Here is a 22,153-nt window from a genome sequence, read left to right as displayed (position 1 = left end):
GTGTGACCGCGCCGGGCGGGCCGACGGCCGGGCCCGAGGCCTCGCCGGTCTGCGTCCGGCACCCCGACCGGCCGACGGCGCTCGCCTGCACCCGGTGCGGGCGCCCGGCGTGCCCCGACTGCCTGCGCCCGGCGCCGGTCGGGGCGCACTGCGTCGACTGCATCGCCGAGGCCAACCGCGCCGCGGCGGCGACCCGCCCGCGCACCGTCGCCGGCGGGCCGGCCCGCACGGACGCGCGGCCGGTCGTCACGACGACGCTGATCGCGGTCAACCTCGTCGTCTTCGTGCTCACCGCGCTGTCCGCGGGCAGCGTGTGGACGAACTACGCGTCGCCCTGGGTCGAGGCCACCTGGCTCGTGCCCGCCGACGTGGCCGCCGGCCAGTGGTGGCGGCTCGTCACCGCGGGCTTCCTGCACATCGGGCCGCTGCACGTCGCGGTCAACATGTTCGCCCTGTGGGTGCTGGGCCGGGATCTCGAGCTGGTCCTCGGGCGGCTGCGGTTCTCGCTGCTCTACGGGGTGTCGCTGCTCGGCAGCTCGGTCGCCGTGGTGCTGCTCGGCGAGCCCTTCCGTCCCGTCGCCGGCGCGTCGGGCGCGGTGTTCGGGCTCATGGGCGCCCTGCTCGTGGTGCTGCGCCGCCTGCGGATGAACCAGGGCCCGGCGCTGCTGACCATCGGCATCAACGTGGTGCTGAGCTTCACGATCCCGGGCCTGTCGCTGCTCGGGCACCTCGGCGGGCTCGTGACGGGCGTGCTGGTCGCCGTCGTGCTCGTGCACGGACCGGCGCGCTCACGCCCCGCGGCCGGGCTCCTCGCCGTCGGCGGGATCGTCGTGGTGCTGGTCGTCCTCGTCGTGGTCCGGTCGCTCGCGCTGGTGGGCTGAGGACCCGCTCGTCCGGCGCCGCCCCGCGCGGGCGCGCAGGTCCTGGAGCGCGTCGGCGACCTCGACCGGGTCGGTGCCGAGCTCGAGGCGCCCCAGCACGAGCAGCCGCTCGGTGCCTCCCTCGCCACCGTCCTCGTCGCGCACCTCCACCTCGAGGTACGCCGCGGGCAGGCCCATCCGGCGCATGCGGACCGACCGCACGGCGTCGACGCGCGTCCACGGCCAGGCGCGCCGGCCCGAGACGCCGCGCAGCACGAGCCCGTCGTCGTCGGCCCGCAGCCGCGGCCGCGCGAACGCCCCGAACGCGGCACTGAGCGCGAGGGCGAGCGCCGCCAGGCCCGTGAGCAGACGCCCGGGCGGGTCGGTGGCGGCCAGCGCCCACGCGCCGAGGCCGAGTGCGCCGGCCACGCCGAGGGCGACCGCGGGCCACGGCGCCGCCCAGGCCTGGGAGCGCGCCTCGTCCACCGCCGTCACCGCGAGTTGTCCACAGGGTCCGTCCACAGCGGTGGACGAATCACATCGATGTGGTTCAGCGCCACTTCATGGTCATCAGCAGCGACACGACGATCAGCCCGAAGCCGATGAGGAAGTTCCAGGCGCCGAGGTCCTGCATGAACGGGATCGACTCGGAGGCGAGGTAGTTGACCACCAGCCACGCGAGCCCGAGCAGGCCCACGCCGAGCATGATCCCGACGTAGGCCGGGTGCGACGGGCCGGCGGGCGCGGGCCCGGCCTTCGGGGGCGGGGTGTACGCCGGCTTGCGGCGGACCTTGGACTTCGGCACGTCGGCTCCGATCAGGGGGACTCCCGCCGGAGTCTAGTGCACCCGTGCCGATCGCCCGGCTCGTACGCTGGGGGGATGCGCGTCCTGGTCGTCGACAACTACGACAGCTTCGTCTACAACCTCGTCCAGTACCTCGCGCAGCTCGGCGCCGACCCCGTGGTGCGCCGCAACGACGTCGACGGGGTGGTCGACCTCGTCGACGAGGTCGACGGCGTGCTCGTCAGCCCCGGCCCCGGGACGCCCGCCGACGCCGGGGCCAGCACCGAGGTCATCCGGCGGTGCGCGGCGCTCGGGCGGCCCATGCTCGGGGTGTGCCTCGGGCACCAGGCGCTCGGCGCGGCCTACGGCGGGGTCGTCGACCGCGCGCCGGAGCTGCGCCACGGCAAGACCTCGCTGGTGCACCACGAGGGCGCCGGCGTGCTCGCCGGGCTGCCCAGCCCGTTCACCGCGACCCGGTACCACTCGCTGACCGTCCTGCCCGACACGATCCCCGCCGAGCTCGAGCCCACCGGCTGGACCGCCGACGGGGTGCTGATGGCGATGCGCCACCGCGAGCTGCCGCTCGAGGGCGTGCAGTTCCACCCCGAGTCGGTGCTCACGCAGGACGGCCACCGGCTGCTCGCCACGTGGATGGGCGCGAGCGGCCACCCCGTCGACACGGGCGTGGTCGACCAGCTCACCGAGGGCCTGCGGGCGCTCGCGCTGGCCGCCGCCCCGCCGGCCTGAGGACGGGGCTCAGTTCCCGCCCGGGAACAGCCCGCCGCTGTCGTCGCCCCCGGGCTGGTAGCGCCCGACGACGACCGCGACGCTCGACCCGGGGTCGGCCGAGGACCCCGCGGTCGGGTTCTGGCTGAGGATCTTGCCGTCCTGCGACGGGTCGCTCACCGACTGGGACGTCCGCTGCAGGTTGCCGCCGCGGAACCCCGCCGCGACCAGCGTCTGCACGGCGTCGGAGGGCAGCTGACCGACCAGCGAGGGCACCTGGACCTGGTTCTGGTTGCCGCGCGAGACCCGCAGCGTCACCGAGGAGTTCCGCGGCACCTGCGAGCCGGCGCTCGGCGAGGTCGAGACGACGGTGCCGGCGCTGCCGCCCCCGTCGACCTCGGTGACCTCGACCCGCAGGCCGACGCCCTCGAGCGTGGTCGTCGCGGTCTGCCGGTCCTGGCCCGTGACGTCGGGCAGGCGCAGCGTCTCGCGCTGGCGCCCGATCGTCAGCTGCACGGGGGTGCCCGGCGCCAGGAACTGCCCGGCGGCGGGCTCCTGGGCGAGCACCCGGCCGATCTGGTTGGCGTCGTCGACCTCGCGCTGCTGCGGGACCGGGGCCAGGGACAGGCCGAGGCGCTGCACGCTGGCCTGGGCCTCGTTGGCGGTCTGGCCGGTGAGGTCGGGGACCTGCACGCGGTCGGGCCCGCGGCCCACCCGCAGCTCGACGACGCTGCCGGGCGGGACCTCGAGCCCACCGGAGGGACTCGTGGTGACGACCTGGCCGACCTGCTCCGGGGTCGACGCCACGGGCACGACGGTCGGTCGCAGGCCCGCGGTGGACAGCGTCTGCAGCGCGGCCGCCTGCGGCTGGCCGACGACCGTCGGCACCGCGACGGAGTTGGCCGACGGCGAGAACAGGAAGTACGCCCCGGCGAGGGCGGCGAGCAGGACCAGCACGGCGGCGAACCCGAGGGCGCGCCGCCGGCCGCGGCGGCGCCGGACCTCGGCCTGCTCGGCCTGCCACTCGGCGAAGTCGTCGACCTGGTCGACGGGCCCGGTGGCCGGGGCGACCGGGTGGCCGCCGGTCATGTACTCGGTGCGCTCCTGCTCGGTCATCACCATCGGCGCGCCCGGGCGCTCGCCGGAGAGCACGCGGTAGAAGTCCTCGCGCATCTCGTCGGCGCTCTGGTAGCGGTTCGACGGGTTCTTGGCCAGCGACTTCAGCGTGATGGCGTCGAGCTCCGGCGGCACCCGCGGGTTGATCTCCGACGGCGCCGGCGGGTCCTCCCGCACGTGCTGGTAGGCGATCGCGACGGGGGAGTCGCCGGTGAACGGGGGCCGGCCGGTGAGCAGCTCGAAGAGCACGCAGCCGGTGGCGTAGACGTCGGAGCGGGCGTCGACCGACTCGCCGCGGGCCTGCTCGGGCGAGAGGTACTGCGCGGTGCCGATGACCGCGGCGGTCTGGGTGACCGCGGGCTGGGCGTCGGACAGCGCCCGCGCGATGCCGAAGTCCATGACCTTCACCGCGCCCGCCGGCGTGATCATGATGTTGGCGGGCTTGACGTCGCGGTGGATGATCCCGTGGCGGTGCGAGAAGTCCAGCGCCGCGCAGACGTCGGCGAGGATCTCGCAGACCCGGAAGGGCTCCATCGGGCCCTCGGTCTTGACGATGTCGCGCAGCGTCCGGCCCGCCACGTACTCCATGACGATGTAGGGCAGCGGCACGTCGTCGGTCGGCGTCTCGCCGGTGTCGTACACGGCGACGATCGCGGGGTGGTTCAGCGCGGCGGCGTTCTGCGCCTCGCGGCGGAACCGGACCTGGAACTGCGGGTCGCGCGCGAGGTCGGCGCGCAGGACCTTGATCGCCACGTCGCGGCCGAGGCGGACGTCGCGCCCGCCGTGCACCTCGGACATGCCGCCGTACCCGAGCGCGGGTCCCAGTTCGTAGCGCTCGGACAGGAGCCGTGGCGTCGTCATCCTCAGAACTCCTGACAGGTGACGGTCACGGTCTCGCCGCGGGGGACGTCGCCGGTGGGCGACAGGTAGAGGACCCGGCAGCGTGACGGGTCGGAGGGCTCGCCACCGAGGATGGTCGCGATCTCCGGGTCGAGGCCCGACTCGCGCAGGGCGGCCGAGGCCACCGAGGCGGGGCGCCCGACGTAGTCGACGGGGTTGACGCTGACGCCGTTCGCGGCCGACGACGAGGTCGTGGTGCGCGAGCTGCGCGTCGTGGTCGGGCTCGGCGTCGTGGTGGTGGACGACGCGGTGGTGCTCGCCACGGGGGGCGGCGGGGCCGACGTCTCCGCCGAGTTGACCACCCACAGCACGCCCGCGAGCAGCAGCAGGGCGACCACGGCGAGGGCGGCGACCGTGCCCCACGGGCCGCGGCGGCGGGGCTGCTCGGGCTGCGACGCCCAGCGATCGGGTCGTTCGGCGCCCCGCGGCGGCGAGGGCTCGCGCGACATCGCGGGCGCCACGCGGGTGGAGGGGTTGACGCGCTCGGTGAGGGCCTGGCCCTGGCCGGGCAGGGGCAGCGGCTCCCCGCGCCGGACCGCGCCGACGGCCTGCGCGAACTCGCCGCCGGTGGCGTAGCGCTGCCGGGGGTCCTTCGCCAGGGTCGCCTCGATGAGCTGGCGGACCACCGGCGGGACGTCGTTCGGCAGCGGCGGCAGCGGGTCGCGGATGTGCATCATCGCGACCGTGACGGCGTTCTCCGACAGGTACGGGCGGCGTCCCGCGAGGCACTCGTAGCCGACGACGCCGAGCGAGTAGACGTCCGACGCGGGGCCCGCGTCCCCGCCACCGGCCTGCTCCGGGGCGATGTAGTGCGCGGTACCCATGACCATGCCCGAGCGGGTGACCGGCGCCGCGTCGACGGCCTTCGCGATGCCGAAGTCGGTGATCTTCACCTGCCCCGAGGGCATCACGAGGATGTTGCCGGGCTTGACGTCGCGGTGCACCAGGCCCCGCTCGTGCGCGGCCTCGAGCGCCCAGCCGGACTGCTCGAGGATGTCGAGGGTGTAGTCGACGCCGAGGCGCCCGTGCACCGCGAGGATCTGGGCCAGCGGCTCGCCGCGCACCAGTTCCATCACCAGGTAGGCGGTGGGCACCTGGACCGTGCCGTTGGCGGTGGACCACTCGGTGGTGGTCTCGCCGTAGTCGTGCACGGCGGTGATGCCCGAGTTGTTCAGCGAGCCCGCGGTGCGCGCCTCGGTGCGGAAGCGGTGCAGGAACTCGGGGTCGCCGGTGAGCTCGGCCTTGAGGATCTTCACCGCGACGGTGCGGCCCAGCCGGGAGTCCTCGGCCTCCCAGACCTCGCCCATGCCGCCGACCGCGATCCGCCGGCCGAGCCGGTAGCGGTCGCCGATCAGCGAGCCCGTCGTCGGCGCCACTAGGAATCACTCCCCAGGGCGGCCGCGATGACCGCGCGCCCGATCGGGGAGGCGACCGAGCCGCCGGTGGCCTCCTCGCCGCGGTTGCCGCCCCGCTCCACGATCACCGAGACGGCGATCTGCGGGTTCGGCACCGGCCCGAAGGCGTCGTACCAGGTGTGCGGCGGGTTGGTCTTGGGGTTCGCGCCCCACTCGGCGGTGCCGGTCTTCGAGGCGATCTGCACCCCGGGGATGCGGCCCTGGCCGGAGCCGTTGTTCTCCGAGCCGATCATCAGCTGGGTCAGCGTGTCGGCCGTCGACTGCGAGAACGCGCGGGCCAGCCGGTCGGGCTCGGTGGACTCGACCGTCGAGAGGTCCTGGCCCTGGATCTGGGCGACGGTGGTGGGCGACATCGGCACCCCGCCGTTGGCCACCGTGGCGGTGATCTGGGCGTTCTGCAGCGGGGTCAGCCGGACGTCGCGCTGCCCGATGCCCGACTGGGCGGTGGAGGCGCCGTCGGCGAGGTCGCCGAGCCGGGAGGCCTGCACCGGCATCGGGACGGTGAGCCCCGGGTTCTCGAAGCCCAGCGAGGTCGCCATCGCCCGCAGCCGCTCGGCGCCGACCTGGACGGCGAGGTTGGCGAACGGCCCGTTGCAGGACTTCGCGAAGGCGGTGGCGAACGGCACCGTGGCGCCGGGGCCGCACGGCTTGCCGTCGTAGTTCTCGAGCGTCGTCGTGCTGTCGGGCAGCGTGATCCGCGGGGCCGCCGTGACCGGGGCCTCCGGCGTGATCGCGCCGGCCTCGAGCGCGGTGGCCGTGGTGACGATCTTGAACGTGGACCCGGGCGGGTAGGTCTCGCTGATCGCCCGGTTGGTCAGCGTCGGCGGGTCGTCCTCGGTGAGCTCGTTCCAGGCGTTCTGCTGGGTGGTGCCCGAGTGGCTGGCCAGCGGGTTCGGGTCGTAGGACGGCGTCGAGACCATGGCGAGGATCTCGCCGGTCTGCGGCCGGATCGCGACGACCGAGCCCTGGTAGCCGCGCGAGGTCATGGCCTCGTAGGCGGCGCGCTGGATCCGCGGGTCGATGCTGAGCACGACGTTGCCACCGGCGGGGTCGCGCCCGGTGACGGCGTCGGAGATGCGGCGCACGAACAGGCGGTCGTCGGTGCCGTTGAGCACCGGGTCCATCGCCCGCTCCATGCCGCCCGCGCCGTAGATCTGCGAGTAGTAGCCGGTGACCGGCGCGTAGAGCGGGCCGTCGGTGTACTGGCGCTGGTAGCGCAGCCGGTCGCCCGGGTCGGGGCTCTGCACGCTCTGCGCGAGCACCTCGCCGCCGGCCGAGATCTGGCCGCGCTGGCGGGAGTACTCGTCCAGCAGCACGCGGGCGTTCCGCGGGTCCGCGCGGTACTCGTCGGCCTTGACGACCTGGATCCAGGTGGCCTGCCCCAGCAGGAGCAGGATCAGGACCATGACCGCGAGGGAGACCCGTCGCAGCGGGGTGTTCACTCTCCTCGGGTCCTTCCTCGCGGGGCCTGCTCGGGGTGGCCGACCGGGCCGGCGCCGGCCTCGTGGCGCACGCCGTGCGGCGGGGTGCGCACCTGGTCGCGCGACACCATCTCGGTGCTCGCCTCGGCCAGGGGGGCGAGCGGGGCCTGCTGCCCGGGGACGGGGGTCCCGGGCCGCTTGTCCGCGCTCGGCTGGCGGGCCGCGTTCGACACCCGCAGCACGAGCGCCACGAGAGCGTAGTTGGCCACCAGCGACGAGCCGCCGTAGGACACGAACGGCGCGGTGATGCCGGTGTTCGGGATGAGGTTGATGACGCCGCCCACGACGACGAACACCTGCCAGGCGATCGCCCAGCCCAGCCCCGCGGCGAGCAGCTTGCCGAACGTGTCGCGCACCGCCAGCGCGCTGCGCATCGCCCGGGTGGCGAGCAGGCAGTAGATCAGCAGCAGCGCCGCGATCCCGACGAGCCCGATCTCCTCGCCGAGCGAGGTGAAGATGAAGTCGGTGCTCGAGAACGGCACGAGCTCGGGGCGCCCGGCGCCGAGCCCGGTCCCGCCCATCCCGCCGGTCGCGAGGCCGAACAGGCCCTGGCTGACCTGGAAGCCGCGGCCGTTGTAGTCGGCGAAGGGGTCGAGCCACACCGAGACGCGGACCTGCACGCGGGACACGAAGGTCCAGGCGGCGAAGGCTCCCGCGCCGAAGATGGTGAGGCCGATGAGCACCCAGGAGATGCGCTCGGTGGCCACGTAGAGCATCACGAGCACGATCCCGAAGAACATCAGCGACGTGCCGAGGTCGGACTCGAAGACCAGGACGGCCATCGCGACGCCCCAGGCCACGAGCAGCGGGCCGAGGTCGCGGGGCCGGGGGAAGGTCATGCCCAGGAAGTGCTTGCCCGCGCTGGTGAACAGGTCGCGCTTGACCACCAGGAACGACGCGAAGAAGACGACAAAGAGGATCTTCGCGAACTCGCCGGGCTGGATGCTGGCCGGGCCGAGGCGGATCCAGATGCGGGCGCCGTTGACCTCCGAGAGCGAGGCGGGGAGCACCGCGGGCAGGGCCAGCAGGATGAGGCCGACGAACCCGGCCGTGTAGCCGTAGCGCGCGAGCGTGCGGTGGTCGGGCACGAGCCACAGCACGCCGACGAAGAACACCAGGCCGATCGCGGTCCAGCCGACCTGGCGCAGCGCCTCCTGCGTGGGCTCCTCGTTGCCGAGGCTGACCGCGCGGGCGATCCGGGCGAGGTCGATCCGGTGGATCATCACCAGCCCGATGCCGTTGAGCAGCGCCGCGAGCGGGAGCACCAGCGGGTCGGCGTACGGCGCGAACTTGCGCACGGCGAGGTGCGCGAGCGCGAGCAGCGCCAGGTACGCGGCACCGAGGTAGAGCAGCGCCCAGGTGAGCTCCTGCTCCTGGTTCGCCTCGACGAGCACGAGCGCGCCGGTGGTGATGACGGCGGCGAACGCGAGCAGCGCCAGCTCGACGCCACGGCGGGTGGAGACGGCGGCCGCGACCGCCGGCCGCAGCGCGGTGCGGTCGGCGGGGCGGTCGATACCGGAGACCCCGGGCGCACCGTTCTGGGCGCCGGGAGCGGTGGGCCGCGTCATTACGGCACCCGGCAGTCCCGGCCCGGGACCTGCGGCTCGGTCGGCGCGGGCGAGGCCACGGGAGCCTGACCGGCGACGTCGGGGGCACCCGGCGTGCCGGGCGCGGGGGTGGGGGCACCGGCGGGCGGCACGGTGCCCGGGGCGGCGGCCGGGGCGGCCGGCTCGCACGGCGGGAGCATCTGCTCGGTGCGCAGGCGGTCGACGGTGGCCTCGGCGCGCGGGAGGTCCTCGACGCGGATGCCGTCGCCGGCCAGCTGCTGGCGGGCCACGGGGGTGAGGTCGGCGACCCGCACCCCGGAGTCCTGCGCGACGCTCTGGAGCGAGACGCCGAGGAACGTCCCGGGCACGCCCTGATAGATCACGACGGTGTCGTCGTCGGCGGCCACGTAGTACTGGCTCGAGACGTACACGGTGGCGGCGAGCACCGCGATGCCGGCCAGCGCGACCACGGCCAGCGCGGCGAGCGCGAGGCGCAGGCGGGCGCGGCCGGGGCGCCGGCGGGAGGAGTCGGAGGAGACCGGGGCCGGGCGTGGCTCGGGCTCGCTGCGGGTCAGCGTCGCGGCCGACGCGCGCGCGGCCGCGGAGTCGCCGGGCGGGGGGTCGGCGCGGCCGTCGCCGGCGGCGCCGCCGTAGATCGGGTCGTGCTCGCCGAAGTCGACGTCGACGACGTCGGCGACGATGCACGTGACGTTGTCGGGCCCGCCGCCCTTGAGCGCCAGCTCGATGAGCCGGTCCGAGCAGTCCTGCGGGTCGGCGATCGTGAGCGCCTCGGCGAGGGTCTCGGCGCTGACGACCCCGGAGAGCCCGTCGGAGCAGAGCAGGTAGCGGTCGCCGGAGCGGGCCTCGCGCACGGTGAGCGCGGGCTCGACGTCGTGGCCGGTGAGCGCCCGCAGGAGCAGCGAGCGCTGGGGGTGGCTCGCCGCCTCGTCCTCGGTGATCCGGCCCTCGTCGATGAGCGACTGCACGAAGGTGTCGTCGCGGGTGATCTGGGTGAGCACGCCGTCGCGGAACAGGTAGGCCCGCGAGTCGCCGACGTGCACCATGCCCAGCCGGCTGCCGGCGAAGAGCACCGCGGTGAGCGTGGTGCCCATGCCGTCGAGGTCGGGCTCCTCGGCGACCAGCTCGGTGATCGCGTCGTTGCCCTGGGCGGTGGCCTCGGCGAGCTCGCCCAGGAGGTCGTCGCCCGGCTCGTCGTCGTCCAGCGGCACGAGGGCGGCGATGACGAGCTTCGAGGCCACCTCGCCGGCCGCGTGTCCGCCCATGCCGTCGGCGAGGGCGAGCAGGCGCGGGCCCGCGTAGACCGAGTCCTGGTTGTTCTGCCGCACCAGGCCCCGGTCACTGCGAGCGGAGTAGCGCAGCACCAGGGTCACGGGTCGATCCTGCACGGGAGGGGACGGGGCGTCGTCACCCGGGTCCGGATGGCGGGCCGGCCGGTCGGCGAGCTGGTCATGAGCGGAGCTCGATGACCGTCTTGCCGATCCTGATCGGTGTGCCCACCGGGACACGGGTGGGTCCGGAGACCTTGTTGCGGTCGAGGTACGTGCCGTTGGTCGACCCGAGGTCCTCGACGTACCAGTCGTCACCCGACTGGGAGATCCGGGCGTGGCGTGTCGACGCGTAGTCGTCGTCGAGCACCAGCGTCGAGTCGTCCGCCCGCCCGAGCATGATCGGACGACCGTCCAGGGCGATGCGGGTGCCCGCGAGGGCGCCGGCGGTGACGATCAGGGCACGGGGCCCCGAGCGTCCGCCGCCGCGGGCCGGCTTGGACGTACCCCCGCGGGTGGAGGGACGTCGGCCGCCGGGCGCCGCGGCCCGCAGACCCGAGGCCGCGTAGAGGTCGCTGCGGACGACCCGCAACGCGGCGAGGACGAACAGCCACAGCAGGGCCAGGAATCCGGCCCTCGTGATCTGGAGGACGAGTTCGGGCACGCCGTCGGGCCTTCGGGCCTCAGCCCTGCGCGCGGAAGAGCAGCGCGCTGTGCCCGACCCGGATCGTGTCGCCGTCGGCGAGCTGCCAGGTCTGGACCGGCGTGCCGTTCACCGTGGTGCCGTTGGTCGACCCGAGGTCGGACAGGGTGGCCTGCTGGCCGTCCCAGTTGATCTCGAGGTGACGACGCGAGACGCCGGTGTCCGCCAGGCGGAACTGCGCGTCCTGGCCGCGGCCGATGACGTTCGAGCCGTTGACGAGCTGGTACGAGCGGTTCGAGCCGTCGTCCAGCGTCAGCGACGCGGTCATCTGGCGGGTCTGGACGCCGCCGTAGCCCTGCTGGCCGTACTGGTCGTAGCCGCCCTGCTGGCCGTAGGGGTCGTACCCGCCCTGGCCGTACTGGCCGCCGTAGCCGCCCTGCTGCCCGTAGGGGTCGTAGCCCTGCTGCTGGCCGTAGCCCTGCTGCGGCTGCCCGTACTGGTCGTAGCCGGGCTGGCCGTAGCCCTGCTGCTGGTAGCCCTGCTGGCCGTAGGGGTCGTAGCCCTGCTGCTGGCCGTAGCCCTGGGGCTGCCCGTACTGGTCGTAGCCCTGCTGCGGGTAGCCCTGCTGCTGGCCGTAGCCCTGCTGGGGCTGGCCGTACTGGTCGTACCCCTGCTGCGGGTAACCGCCCTGCTGGCCGTACGGGTCGTAGCCGCCCTGCTGCGGGTAGCCGCCCTGCTGCGGGTAGCCCTGCTGCGGCTGGCCGTACTGGTCGTAGCCGGGCTGGCCGTACCCCTGCTGCGGGTAGCCGCCCTGCTGCTGCGGGTAGCCGCCCTGCTGGCCGTAGGGGTCCTGCTGGCCGTAGTTGCCGTCGCGACCCTGCTGGTCGTCCGGGTAGCGGCCGGGTGCCTGACTCATGGGCTGTTCTCCTGCGGATCGGGGGCTCGCGGCCCGTCGCCGCGACGCGTCGGGGTCAACGGACGACCTGGTGCGGAACTGTCCCGTGTGCAGCGCGTCGGAACGCTCCAGAGAGACTACGACCTCACCGTAAGTCTCCCACCCGCCCTCCGTGAGGTGCTCCTCGACGACCTCGATGAGCGAGTGGGTGATGGTCTCCTCGTCGCCGGCCAAGCGTTCGTGGTCCGCGGGACTGAGCACCACCGTGTACTGATTGGGCGCCAGGCGGCGTCCACCTGCCAACTCTCGCACGCCGTCCTCCGCCTCACGGCGAAGGCCCTGTGCTATCTCCTGCGGGACGACCTTGCCACCGAACACGCGTGCGAAGGCGTCACCCACCAGACCCTCGAGCTTGCGCTCGAAGCGCTGTGCGCGCCCCACCGCGATCCCTCCTCGTCCGACGCTCGCGCCGTCGTCCCGACACCTGCTGCCCCGTCCGGCATGTCGCCACACCGGGCGGGCGGATTCGATGGTATCGGTCGCCGCGAGCGGGGCGCCGACCTCCTTCCGAGCGGCCGGATCCGTGCGTGCTAGCGTTTCCGGCAGATCACTCCGGGCGAGTGGCGGAATGGCAGACGCGCACGGTTCAGGTCCGTGTATCCGGAAGGATGTGGGGGTTCAACTCCCCCCTCGCCCACCCGAACGCAGGGCCCCGGTCGTGACCCACGGCCGGGGCCTTCGTCATATCCACCCCCGGGAGAGGACCGGCACGATGCACGACGCACGCCTCCTGCTCGAGCTCGGCGACGAGGCGGTGCGCCGCCTCGCCCGACGTGGCTACTCGCTCGACCTCGCCGGGCTGGAGGCGATGGCGTCGCGGCGGTCGGCGGCGATCGGTGCGGTGGACGAGCTGCGCGCGGAGTCCAAGCGGGCCGCCGGCGAGGTGGGGAGGGCCGCGAGGGCCGGCTCCCCGTCCGCGGAGGTCGACGCGCTCAAGGAGCGGGCCCGCGAGCTCAAGGAGCGCATCCGCGAGGCCGAGGAGGAGGTCGACGCCGCCGAGGCCGCGCTGCGCGACCTGCTGCTGACGATCCCCAACCTGCCCTCCGACGACGCCCCCGACGGCTTCTCCGAGGACGACGCGGTCGAGGTCCGCCGCAGCGGCGAGCCCCCGGACCCCGGCTTCACCCCGCGCGACCACGTCGAGATCGGCGAGGCGATGGGAATCCTCGACTTCGGCCGCGCCGCGAAGCTCTCCGGCGCCCGGTTCTCGCTCGCCCGCGGTCCGGGGGCGGCGCTCGAGCGGGCCATCGCCTCGTTCTTCCTCGCGCTGCACACCGGCCGGCACGGCTACACCGAGTTCTCGCCGCCCTACCTGGTCACCGCGCCGACGATGATCGGCACGGGGCAGCTGCCGAAGTTCGAGGAGGACCTCTTCCGGACCGGCACCGGCGACCGGGACCTCTACCTCATCCCCACCGCCGAGGTGCCGCTCACCGCGATGCACGCCGACGAGATCCTCGAGACCGAGACGCTGCCGCGGGCCTACACGTCGTGGACGCCGTGCTTCCGGTCCGAGGCGGGCTCCTACGGCCGCGACACCCGGGGCCTCATCCGGCTGCACCAGTTCTCGAAGGTCGAGCTGGTGCGGGTCTGCGCCGCGGAGGAGTCGCGCTCCGAGCTCGAGCTGATGCTCACCCACGCCGAGGCGTGCCTGCAGGAGCTCGGCCTGGCCCACCGCGTCATCCGCCTGGCGGCGGGCGACATGGGCTTCAACAGCACGCTGACCTACGACATCGAGGTCTGGTTCCCCAGCCAGGGCACCTACCGCGAGATCTCCTCGTGCTCGGACTGCGGCACGTTCCAGGCGCGCCGCTCGGGCATCCGCAGCAAGGACGCCCACGGCACGCGCGGGCAGGTGGCGACGCTCAACGGGTCGGGCCTGCCGATCGGGCGCACCATGGCCGCGATCCTCGAGCAGTGCCAGGAGGAGGACGGCTCCGTCACGATCCCCGCGGCGCTGGTCCCGTTCACCGGGTTCCGGCGCCTGCGGGCCGACGGCACGCCGGAGTGACGGTCAGCGCCTGATCGCGGCGAGCTGGTGGGCGTGCCCCACCAGGCGGCCCGCGTCGTCCCAGACGCGGCAGGTCTCGTGCATGCGGTCGAGGCCCGCGCGCTCGACCCACTGCACGACCCGCAGCGGGCCGGGCGCGGGCGCGGCGACCACGTGCGCCGACAGTGACATCGTCGGCGACCAGCCCGACAGGCCCATGTCGAACGTCGCCGGCGGCAGGACGTCGAGCGCCACCAGCAGGCCCTCGGGCGTCCAGGCCTCCCCGGAGGCGAGCGAGGCCCAGCCCGCGAGGCGGCCCTCGCCCGACGGCCGCCCGCGCAGGAAGCCCGCGGTGCTCGGGTCGAGGCGGGTGTCGACCACGTCCATGATCGGCAGGGAGCCGCGGCCGTCGTCGTCGGAGCCCGAGGGGCTGCGGGGGCACGCGTCGCGGGGCGTGAGCTCCGGCGGCGCGGGCTCGACGTCGTGCGGCGTGGGCTCGGCGGGCGGGCCGAGGACGAAGGCCGCCTCGACGGCCGGTCCGCCCTGGTCGAGGCGCACGCGCAGCTGCGAGGCACCGCGCCCGAGACGCAGGACGGTGACCTCGAGCGACGCCGGCCCCGGCTCGGGGGCCTGCAGGTAGGTGCCGGTGACCGCCTGCGGGCACGTGTGGTCGGGTCGCTGTGCGGCGACGGTCTCGCGGGCGGCGCGGGCCAGCACGGCGAGCAGGTAGCCGCCGTGCAGCTTGGGGCCGATCGTCCACTGGTCGTCGAGGACGATGGTGAACCGGCCCGGCTCGTCGGTCGGCTCCGGCCCGGTGGCCTTGTCGAAATCAGCCACGGTGCCCCGGACGGTCGGCCGAGCTGTCTGCTGGGCCCCGGGTCACGACTGCGGCGGGCGCGGCCAGTCGGCCGAGTCGTCGCGCGGCGGGTGGGTCGGGCGGCCCGGGTCGGTGGGTGCCTCCGAGGGCGGGGTGCTGGCCGAGGGCGTGCCTGCCGACGGGCTGCCGGCGGGTGGGCCGACGGGGCCGGTGGGCGGCTCGGTGGCCGCGGCGCCGGGCGCGGTCGGCGTGCCCGTGGGACCGGTGCCCGGGGTGCCGTCGCCCGCCGCGGCGCCGGGCGCCTGCGGCTCGCCGGTGCCCTGCTTGGCCGCCCAGCCGACGCCCTCGCCGGCCTTCGCCTCGGCCTTGCCGATCTGCTCGGAGTACTTGCCGCCGGTCTTCTGGTCGACCCAGCGCGCGGCCTTGCCGATGGCCCCGAGGATGCTCTGCTCGTTGTCGGCGACCTTCTTGCTGGCGGTGTCGCGCAGGTCGTTGGCGAACTGCTTGCCCTGCTGCACGTAGTCGTCGCGGCTCATGGGTCCTCCGTGGATACCAGGGGTGACCGGGGGTTCCGGGACGGAACCGTACCCGCGCCACGGCCCGCCCCACACCCTCGCGCGGGCGGGCCCGGCGCACCGGTGGTATCGCCCGGGGAGGCGGGTGCGGCAGGGTGGCCGTCGGACGCGCCGAGCGGGCCAGGCACGATGGGCACGCGCCCCGGGGACCGCGGGGCGGCTCGGACGAGGGACGGGCGAGCAGGAGCCGGCACCCGCCGGAGCACCGGAACGAGGAGGCGCGCGGGCGTGAGTTCGACGGAGGCGGGCCCGCCGCCCACCGTGGGTGGCGGGCGGTACACCCTCGGCGACCTCATCGGACGCGGCGGCGCCGCGGAGGTGTTCCGGGCGCGCGACGAGCTCCTCGGCCGCGACGTCGCCGTCAAGCTCTTCCCGGCCGGTGTCGGCGAGGCCGACGAGTCCCGGCGCCAGCGCGAGGTCCAGACGCTCGCGGGGATGAACCACCCCGGCCTGGTGACGATCTACGACGTCGGCCAGGAGCGCGACCGCGCCTACTTCGTGATGCAGCTCATCGAGGGCGAGTCCCTCGCCGACCGCATCCGCAGCGGTCCGCTCGCGCTCGGCGACGTCGTCGCCCTCGGCTCGGCGCTGGGCGACGCGCTGACCTACGTGCACCGCCACGGCGTCGTGCACCGCGACATCAAGCCCGGCAACGTGCTGCTCGACACCGACGGGCGCCCGCACCTGTCGGACTTCGGCATCGCGGTGCTCGCGGACGCCACGAACATCACCGCGACCGGCATGGTCATCGGCACGGCGTCCTACCTGTCGCCGGAGCAGGTGCGCGGCCAGCAGGTCGGTCCGGCCTCGGACGTCTACGCGCTGGGCCTGGTGCTGCTGGAGTGCATCACCGCCCGCCGCGAGTACCCGGGCAACGCCCTCGAGGCCGCCGTCGCGCGCCTCCACCGCGCCCCCGAGATCCCGCCGGACCTGCCGGCGCCGCTGGGCAACCTGCTCGCGGCGATGACGCTCGACGAGCCGATGGAGCGCCCCACCACCGAGCAGGTGGTCGGCGAGCTGCGCATGATGGCCCGCGAGGCCGGCATGGACGCCCAGACCGTGCTGGCCCCGGCGCCGGTCACCGGCAGCGGCGCCATGCGCACCACGGCCATGGGTCCGGGCACCGGCGCCACCGTGTACGCCCCGATGGGCGGCGCCACGACCAGCGGGCCGACCCGCGCGATGGGGACGCCCCCGGGCGGCTACGCCCCGGCCGCCTACGGCGCGGCCGCCTACGGCGCCGACCCGACCGCACTCGTCGGCCCCGACGACCCGCGCACGGCGGGTGGACAGGCCCCGCCGAAGCGCGGCCGGCGCGCGGCGATCGTCGCGCTGCTGGCGCTGCTGCTCGCCGGCGGTGTCGGCGGCTACTTCCTGCTCTCCGACAACGAGGAGGCGGCGCCGCCCGCGCTGCCGCCCGCCCCGCCCGTCCTCTCGTCGAGCACCACGACGACCACCGAGCAGGAGACGACCACCCGCTCGCGGCGCACGACCACCGAGGCGCCGACCACGACGACCGTGGCCCCGCCGCCGGTCGTCCCCACCACCCGCGTGACGACCACGACCGTCGCGCCCGACACCGGCGGCGGGGGCGGCGGTGGCGGCGCAGGGGGCGGCGGCGCCGCCGGCGGCGGCGGCACCGGGAGCGGCGGCAACGGTGGCGGCGGCGGTGGTACGGCCGGCGGCGGCGAGGACGGGGACCCGCTGACGCCGGAATGATCCGGCGGGGTCAGTCGCCGAGCGCGCCGAACTCGCCCGCGAGGACGCCGCGCCGGAACGCCACCCACTCGTCGTCGCGGAAGCGCAGCACCGCGCCCGAGGAGTGCTCGCGCACGATCCGGTCGCCGTCGGCACCGTCGTCGTGCGTCGTGACGTCGACGGCGCCGTTGGCGGACGGGGCGTCGCGGGCGACCTCGTCGAGGAACGCCGTCCACGCCGGCCGGTCGAGGTGCAGGACCGCGCCCTCGCCGTGCTCCTTGGTGTCGCGCAGGTAGGTCGCGCCGTCGGCCTCGAGGACCTCGACACAGCTCGCGCCGTTGGAGCTGAAGCTGGAGGTCCGCCATCCGTGCTCGATCATGGGTTCGTCTCCTTGCACCGTGGGGAGCGACGGGCCGCGGCACCGGGCCGGGGGAGCTCGGTGGGCCTCAGGGGCGGAGTGCCGCGCGCCGGTCGCGGATCACCTCGAGCGAGGCGGCCGGTGGCAGCGCTGCGGTGCGGAGTCTGGCAGCGGCCGTGCGGTATCCGCCAATCCGGTCGGGATCCTGGACGTAGACGGCCCCGTCCTGGAACTCCACGTAACCGATCGATCGCGCTGCGTCGAAATCGAGCAGCGTGAACTCCCCGTCGAGCCCGTCGTGCACGGCCACGGCCAGCGGCATCACCCGGATGCTGACGTTGTCCTGCTCCGAGAGTGTGAGGAGGTGGTCGAGCTGCTCGGCCATCACCGCGGGGCCGCCGACGAGGCGGTCGAGGATCGTCTCCTCGATGACCGCCTCGTAGTGCAGCGGGCGCGCGGGGTCGTGCAGACGCTGCTGGCGCGCGAGGCGCAGCGCCACGACGCGGTCGACGTCGACGACGGGCACGCGCAGCGCGTCGGCGAGCAGCGCCGTGGCGTAGGCGCGCGTCTGCAGGAGCCCGTGCAGCAGGAGCGGCTCGTAGGCGAACGCCGCGGTCGCGAGGCCCTCGAGGCCGACGAACGTGCGCAGCCAGTCCGGGACCACGTCGGCGAACGGCGCCCACCAGGTGCCGCGGTCGGCGGCGGAGGCGAGCGAGGCGAGCCGTTCGACGTCGGTGGTGTCGGCGCCGTAGGAGCGCAGCAGCCGGGCGACCTCGTCGGGCCGTTGCTGGTTCTTCCCCTGCTCCAGGTAATTGATCTTCGCGTGCGTGCAGCCGAGCACGCGGGCGGCGGCGGTCTGGGTGTGACCCGCGCCCTCGCGTGCCGACCGCAGCTCGTGCCCGATGAGCCAGCGCAGCGCGCTGGGGTCGGACCGGTCCGGCCCGGTGCCCCCGCGTCCCGTCTCCCCCGTCGTGGCGGTGCGATCCACGCCCCGCGTACCTCCTCGGCCCCCCGCGGCGCCGCCGGTCGGCCCCGGTCGTCGGAAGGGTAGCCACCTGTCACGACACGAACCGGTGAACTACTCTTCCAGCTACATGTAACCGCCGCCGGTGCGTGACGTGGAGGCTCTGGTGTCCGATCCCACCGTCGACCCCCTCGCCCCGCCCACCGGCGCACCGACGGTCCCCGCCACACCCGGCGAGGCCACCTGGATCCTCCCCGCCGAGCCGGTCGGCGGGACGACGACCACCACCGCCACGGGCCACCGCGCGACGCTGACGCACTGCCGCTGCGGGCTCCCGGTCGGCGGCGAGGGCTACGACGTGTCGGTCGACCCCGAGCCGCCCGACCTCGTGACGGTGACCGTGCTCGGCCAGGTCCCCGGGGTGACGCGCTGGGACCGGGGCGCCGACGGGCTCTGGCACGCGGCCCACACGCGCTACCAGGCGCCCACGCCCCCGGTGCCCTGGCGCGCGCTCGGGGTCTGTCCCGCGCGCCGGCGCCACCGGATCGTCCCGGTGCGCCGCCTGAGCAGATAGGTCGCCCCCCGGGGCGCGACACTAGGCGTGACGGCGGAAGAGCGGCGCCCGCCCGGGTGGCTGCTCGACGTCCCCGACGGGCGGGGCGGGCGGCACGTCCCGTGTCGCCGGCTCGCCGTGCGTCAGCTTGACGTCCTCGCCGTGGTGGCCGATCTCGAGGTCGTCGCCGCTCTCGAGGGTGTAGGTGGTCTCGGAGCTCTCGATGGCCACGTGCAGCGAGCGGCCCCGCCACTGGATGCGGAAGCGCAGCCCGGACAGCGCCTCGGGCAGGCGCGGCGCGAAGGTCAGCCGCCCGTCGTGGGTGCGCATCCCGCCGAGGCCCATGACGATCGAGGTCCACGCGCTGCCCATGGCGGCGAGGTGCACGCCGTCGCGGACGTTGTGCTCGAGGTCGGCGAGGTCCATCTGCGCCGACTCGCACAGGTAGTCGTAGGCCAGGTCGAGGTGCCCGGTCTCGGCAGCCATCACCGCGAGCGTGCCGGGGGAGAGCGAGGAGTCCCGGACGGTCACGCGCTCGTAGTAGACGAAGTTGTCGTACTTCTGCTCCTGCGTGAACGCGTCCGGGCACTGCACCATCGCGAGCACGAGGTCGGGCTGCTTGACGACCTGCTTGCGGTAGAGGTCGAAGTAGGGGTAGTTCAGCAGCAGCGGGTAGTTCTCCTCGGGCGTGTGCTCGAAGTCCCACACCGCGTGCCGGGTGAAGCCCTCGCTCTGCTGGTGCACGCCGAGCGCCTCGTCGAACGGGAGCACCATCGAGCTCGCGGCCGAGCGCCAGCTCGCGATCTCCTCGGGCGAGACGTGCAGACGCTCGGCCTCGCGGGGCCAGCGCACCGCGGCGTCGGCGGCGCCGCGCAGGTTCTTCTGCGCCATGAGGTTGGTGTAGACGTTGTTGTCGGCCACCGCGGAGTACTCGTCGGGGCCGGTGACGCCGTCGATGCGGAAGGCGCTGTCGCTGTCGTGGTGGCCCAGCGAGCGCCACAGCCGCGCGGTCGCCACCAGCAGGTCGACGCCGATCTCGCGCTCGAACGCCTTGTCGTCGGTGGCCGCGACGTAGCGCATCACGGCGTCGGCGATGTCGGCGTTGACGTGGAACGCCGCGGTGCCCGCGGGCCAGTAGCCCGAGCACTCCTCGCCGTTGATCGTGCGCCAGGCGAACGCGGCGCCCTCGAGACCGAGGTGGGCGGCGTGCGCGGTGGCGATGTCGAGGGTGCTGTGCCGCCAGCGCAGGGCGTCGGCGGCCGCGCGCGGCTGGGTGTACATGAACACCGGCAGCACGAACGTCTCGCCGTCCCAGAAGCTGTGGCCGTCGTAGCCCTGCCCGGTGAGGCCCTTGGCGCCGATCGCGCGCTGCTCGGCGCGTGCCCCGGCCTGCAGCACCTGGAACAGGCAGAACCGCAGGGCCTGCTGCAGGCGCGGGTCGCCGTCGATCTCGAGGTCGGCCTTCGCCCAGAACGCGTCCAGGTACTCGCGCTGCGCGGCGAGCAGGCCGTCCCAGCCGGTGTACACCGACGCGTCGAGGGCGGCCTCGACCTGGTCGACGATGGCCGGCTGGGAGCGCTGGCTCGACCAGCCGTAGGCCATGTACTTGACGACGCGCAGCGTCTGGCCCGGCTTGAGCCGGGTGATCACCGTGGTGCGCCCGACGTTGTTCGAGCACGAGCTCGTCACCTGCGCGTCGTCGGGCCCGAAGACCTGGTGCTCCATGGCCGCGCCGACGCGCAGCTCGGAGCGCCGCGTCTGGTGGGTCATGCGCGCGCCGTGGGACGAGTAGGAGTGGTGCTCGGGCACCAGCACGTTCTGCAGGGCCGCCGCCACGCGCGGGTCGCCCTCGATGACGGGCATCTGCTCGTTGGCGAAGAGCTCCGACTGGATGACGAGCAGGGCCTCCGAGCCCGCGTCCTCGGGCACGGCCACCTCGTAGGAGATCGCCGCGACCGAGCGCTGGGAGAAGGAGACGAGGCGCTCGGAGGTCACGGTCACCCGCTGACCGTTGGGCGAGACCCAGTCGACGTGGCGGGTCAGCGTGCCGGCGCGCATGTCGAGCGTGCGGTGGTGGGCGAGCACCTGGCCGTAGCGCACGTCGAGCGGCTCGTCGTCGACGAGCACCCGGATGAGCTTGCCGTTCGGGACGTTGACCAGGGTCTGGCCCTCGTCGGGATAGCCGAACCCGCCCTCGGCGTGCGGCAGCGGCCGCGACTCGTAGAACGAGTTGAGGTAGGTGCCCGGCATCGCGTGCGGCTCCCCCTCGTCGAGGTTGCCGCGCATGCCGACGTGGCCGTTGGCCAGCGCGAACAGCGACTCGGTCTGCGGCAGCGCGTCGAGGTCGACGTGCGGCTCGTGCACCGTCCACGGGTCGACGCGGAACGGGTTGCTGATCACGGGGTCTCCTCGTCCACGACGCGGCCACCGGGATGGCGGGTCGGGCGGAGCGTAGCGAGGACCCCGGGCGGGCCGGGCCTACGGTGGAGTCATGGCCGCCCGCGTCCGCATCCCCGGTTCGGATCTCGACGTCCACCCGCTCTGCCTGGGCGGCAACGTGTTCGGGTGGACCGCCGACGCCGCCGCCTCGGCCGCGGTGCTCGACGCGTACGCCGACGCGGGCGGGAACTTCGTCGACAGCGCCGACTCGTACACCTGGCGGGTCGAGGGCAACAGCGGCGGCGACTCCGAGCGCGTCCTCGGCGAGTGGATGGCCGCCCGCGGGGCGCGCGACCGCATGGTCGTCGCCACCAAGGTCGGGTCGTGGCCGGAGCGGCCGGGGCTGTCGCCGGCGAACGTCCGCGCCGCGTGCGACGACTCGCTGCGCCGCCTGCGCACCGACCACATCGACCTCTACTACGCCCACCGCGACGACCCCGACACCCCGATCGAGGACGCGCTCGGCGCGTTCGACGAGCTCGTGCGCGCCGGCAAGGTGCGCCAGGTCGGGCTGTCGAACTACTCCGCCGAGCGGCTGACCTCGGTGCTCACGGTGGCCGAGCGCCACGGCCTCGTGCGCCCCGTCGCGCTGCAGCCGCACTACAACCTCGTCGAGCGCGCGGTCTACGAGGACGAGCTGGCCGACGTGGCCGCCGACGCCGACCTCGGCGTGATGCCCTACTTCGCGCTGGCCAAGGGCTTCCTCACCGGCAAGTACCGCCCGGGCGACCCGGCCCCGGACACCAGCGGCACGATGGCCGCGGCGCGTGCCGGCGGCGCCGTCGCCTACCTCGACGAGCGGGGGACGCGGGTGCTCGGCGTCCTCGAGCGGGTCGCGGACGCGCACGGCGTGCCGATGGCCGCGGTCGCGCTCGCGTGGCTCGCCGCGCAGCCGACCGTCACCGCACCGATCGCCTCTGCGCGCACCGTCGAGCAGCTGGCGACGATCCTGCCCATGGCCGAGCTCGAGCTGGCCGCCGACGAGGTCGCCGCGCTCACCGAGGCCTCGGAGGACACCCGACTGGCGGGGTGAGCGCCGCTCGGGT

Annotated in this window: 20 protein-coding genes and 1 tRNA gene; 7 read left to right on the top strand and 14 right to left on the bottom strand. The window is 74.5% G+C overall.

The annotated features are described in order from the left end of the window. Positions 1-2: 2 nt before the first annotated feature. On the top strand, positions 3-881 hold the full coding sequence (locus ACFPK1_RS00310; protein WP_378018903.1) for a rhomboid family intramembrane serine protease: 879 nt from the start codon (positions 3-5) through the stop codon (positions 879-881). Here the strand turns inward: ACFPK1_RS00310 and ACFPK1_RS00305 are convergent. Continuing rightward, positions 789-1,355 carry a PH domain-containing protein gene (locus ACFPK1_RS00305; RefSeq protein ID WP_378018902.1) on the bottom strand — a complete coding sequence of 189 codons (567 nt, stop codon included), beginning with the start codon at positions 1,353-1,355 and terminating at the stop codon, positions 789-791. The genes ACFPK1_RS00310 and ACFPK1_RS00305 overlap by 93 nt on opposite strands. Positions 1,356-1,410: 55 nt before the next feature. Further along, on the bottom strand, positions 1,411-1,665 hold the full coding sequence (gene crgA, locus ACFPK1_RS00300) for a cell division protein CrgA (RefSeq protein WP_274283354.1): 255 nt from the start codon (positions 1,663-1,665) through the stop codon (positions 1,411-1,413). A 75-nt stretch (positions 1,666-1,740) separates the two neighbouring features. Here crgA and ACFPK1_RS00295 point away from each other — a divergent pair, with 75 nt between their 5' ends. After that, entirely contained in the window at positions 1,741-2,391 is a 651-nt protein-coding gene (locus ACFPK1_RS00295; RefSeq protein WP_378018901.1) for an aminodeoxychorismate/anthranilate synthase component II, read from the top strand. A 9-nt stretch (positions 2,392-2,400) separates the two neighbouring features. Here ACFPK1_RS00295 and pknB read toward each other — a convergent pair whose 3' ends face one another. The 7 genes from pknB to ACFPK1_RS00260 all read right to left on the bottom strand — a co-directional run bounded on the left by pknB (position 2,401) and on the right by ACFPK1_RS00260 (position 12,094). Further along, positions 2,401-4,347 carry a Stk1 family PASTA domain-containing Ser/Thr kinase gene (gene pknB, locus ACFPK1_RS00290; RefSeq protein ID WP_378018900.1) on the bottom strand — a complete coding sequence of 649 codons (1,947 nt, stop codon included), beginning with the start codon at positions 4,345-4,347 and terminating at the stop codon, positions 2,401-2,403. 2 nt (positions 4,348-4,349) lie between these two features. Continuing rightward, the gene (locus tag ACFPK1_RS00285; RefSeq protein ID WP_378018899.1) at positions 4,350-5,762 is read right to left on the bottom strand and encodes a serine/threonine-protein kinase; all 1,413 of its coding nucleotides are present in this window, start codon (positions 5,760-5,762) and stop codon (positions 4,350-4,352) included. Then, positions 5,762-7,243, bottom strand: a complete 1,482-nt coding sequence (locus ACFPK1_RS00280; RefSeq protein WP_378018898.1) for a peptidoglycan D,D-transpeptidase FtsI family protein — start codon at positions 7,241-7,243, stop codon at positions 5,762-5,764. Before ACFPK1_RS00280 ends, ACFPK1_RS00285 begins: the two co-directional genes overlap by 1 nt. Further along, complete coding sequence (locus ACFPK1_RS00275; protein WP_378018897.1) at positions 7,240-8,850, bottom strand: FtsW/RodA/SpoVE family cell cycle protein; 1,611 nt, start codon at positions 8,848-8,850, stop codon at positions 7,240-7,242. The genes ACFPK1_RS00280 and ACFPK1_RS00275 overlap by 4 nt, the downstream gene beginning before the upstream one ends. After that, complete coding sequence (locus ACFPK1_RS00270; protein ID WP_378018896.1) at positions 8,850-10,220, bottom strand: PP2C family protein-serine/threonine phosphatase; 1,371 nt, start codon at positions 10,218-10,220, stop codon at positions 8,850-8,852. The genes ACFPK1_RS00275 and ACFPK1_RS00270 overlap by 1 nt, the downstream gene beginning before the upstream one ends. Before the next feature lie 76 nt (positions 10,221-10,296). After that, complete coding sequence (locus ACFPK1_RS00265) at positions 10,297-10,779, bottom strand: FHA domain-containing protein FhaB/FipA (RefSeq protein ID WP_378018895.1); 483 nt, start codon at positions 10,777-10,779, stop codon at positions 10,297-10,299. 19 nt (positions 10,780-10,798) lie between these two features. After that, positions 10,799-12,094, bottom strand: a complete 1,296-nt coding sequence (locus ACFPK1_RS00260) for a DUF3662 and FHA domain-containing protein (RefSeq protein ID WP_378018894.1) — start codon at positions 12,092-12,094, stop codon at positions 10,799-10,801. 173 nt (positions 12,095-12,267) lie between these two features. On the opposite strand from ACFPK1_RS00260, the gene ACFPK1_RS00255 reads away from it, so the two are divergent. Both ACFPK1_RS00255 and serS read left to right on the top strand, forming a co-directional pair. Next, positions 12,268-12,350: transfer RNA gene (locus tag ACFPK1_RS00255), tRNA-Leu, on the top strand. A 75-nt stretch (positions 12,351-12,425) separates the two neighbouring features. Continuing rightward, the gene (serS, locus tag ACFPK1_RS00250; RefSeq protein ID WP_378018893.1) at positions 12,426-13,724 is read left to right on the top strand and encodes a serine--tRNA ligase; all 1,299 of its coding nucleotides are present in this window, start codon (positions 12,426-12,428) and stop codon (positions 13,722-13,724) included. Between the two features lie 3 nt (positions 13,725-13,727). Here serS and ACFPK1_RS00245 read toward each other — a convergent pair whose 3' ends face one another. After that, complete coding sequence (locus ACFPK1_RS00245) at positions 13,728-14,540, bottom strand: thioesterase family protein (RefSeq protein WP_378018892.1); 813 nt, start codon at positions 14,538-14,540, stop codon at positions 13,728-13,730. A 42-nt stretch (positions 14,541-14,582) separates the two neighbouring features. Beyond that, positions 14,583-15,056, bottom strand: coding sequence for an antitoxin (locus ACFPK1_RS00240; protein WP_378018891.1), 474 nt, complete (start codon positions 15,054-15,056; stop codon positions 14,583-14,585). A gap of 267 nt (positions 15,057-15,323) precedes the next feature. On the opposite strand from ACFPK1_RS00240, the gene ACFPK1_RS00235 reads away from it, so the two are divergent. Further along, entirely contained in the window at positions 15,324-16,814 is a 1,491-nt protein-coding gene (locus ACFPK1_RS00235) for a serine/threonine-protein kinase (protein ID WP_378018890.1), read from the top strand. Positions 16,815-16,824: 10 nt separating this feature from the next. Here the strand turns inward: ACFPK1_RS00235 and ACFPK1_RS00230 are convergent, their stop codons facing one another. Both ACFPK1_RS00230 and ACFPK1_RS00225 read right to left on the bottom strand, forming a co-directional pair. Beyond that, a complete protein-coding gene (locus ACFPK1_RS00230; protein WP_378018889.1) occupies positions 16,825-17,172 on the bottom strand; it encodes a DUF397 domain-containing protein in 348 nt (115 codons plus the stop codon). Between the two features lie 67 nt (positions 17,173-17,239). Beyond that, a complete protein-coding gene (locus ACFPK1_RS00225; RefSeq protein ID WP_378018888.1) occupies positions 17,240-18,139 on the bottom strand; it encodes a helix-turn-helix domain-containing protein in 900 nt (299 codons plus the stop codon). A 142-nt stretch (positions 18,140-18,281) separates the two neighbouring features. Here ACFPK1_RS00225 and ACFPK1_RS00220 point away from each other — a divergent pair, with 142 nt between their 5' ends. Continuing rightward, entirely contained in the window at positions 18,282-18,689 is a 408-nt protein-coding gene (locus tag ACFPK1_RS00220) for a hypothetical protein (protein ID WP_378018887.1), read from the top strand. A gap of 21 nt (positions 18,690-18,710) precedes the next feature. On the opposite strand, the gene ACFPK1_RS00215 is transcribed toward ACFPK1_RS00220, so the two are convergent. Further along, positions 18,711-21,068: a glycoside hydrolase family 65 protein gene (locus ACFPK1_RS00215; protein WP_378018886.1), complete on the bottom strand. Its 2,358-nt coding sequence runs from the start codon at positions 21,066-21,068 to the stop codon at positions 18,711-18,713. Between the two features lie 91 nt (positions 21,069-21,159). Between ACFPK1_RS00215 and ACFPK1_RS00210 the strand changes: the two genes are divergently transcribed. Next, positions 21,160-22,140: an aldo/keto reductase gene (locus ACFPK1_RS00210; RefSeq protein WP_378018885.1), complete on the top strand. Its 981-nt coding sequence runs from the start codon at positions 21,160-21,162 to the stop codon at positions 22,138-22,140. Positions 22,141-22,153: the final 13 nt, after the last annotated feature.

The sequence above is a fragment of the Actinomycetospora rhizophila genome (assembly GCF_042657905.1).
GTDB classification, from domain to species: Bacteria; Actinomycetota; Actinomycetes; order Mycobacteriales; family Pseudonocardiaceae; genus Actinomycetospora; species Actinomycetospora rhizophila.
Note: the sequence above shows the minus strand (reverse complement) of the source record. Positions and strands in the feature narration are given on the sequence as shown.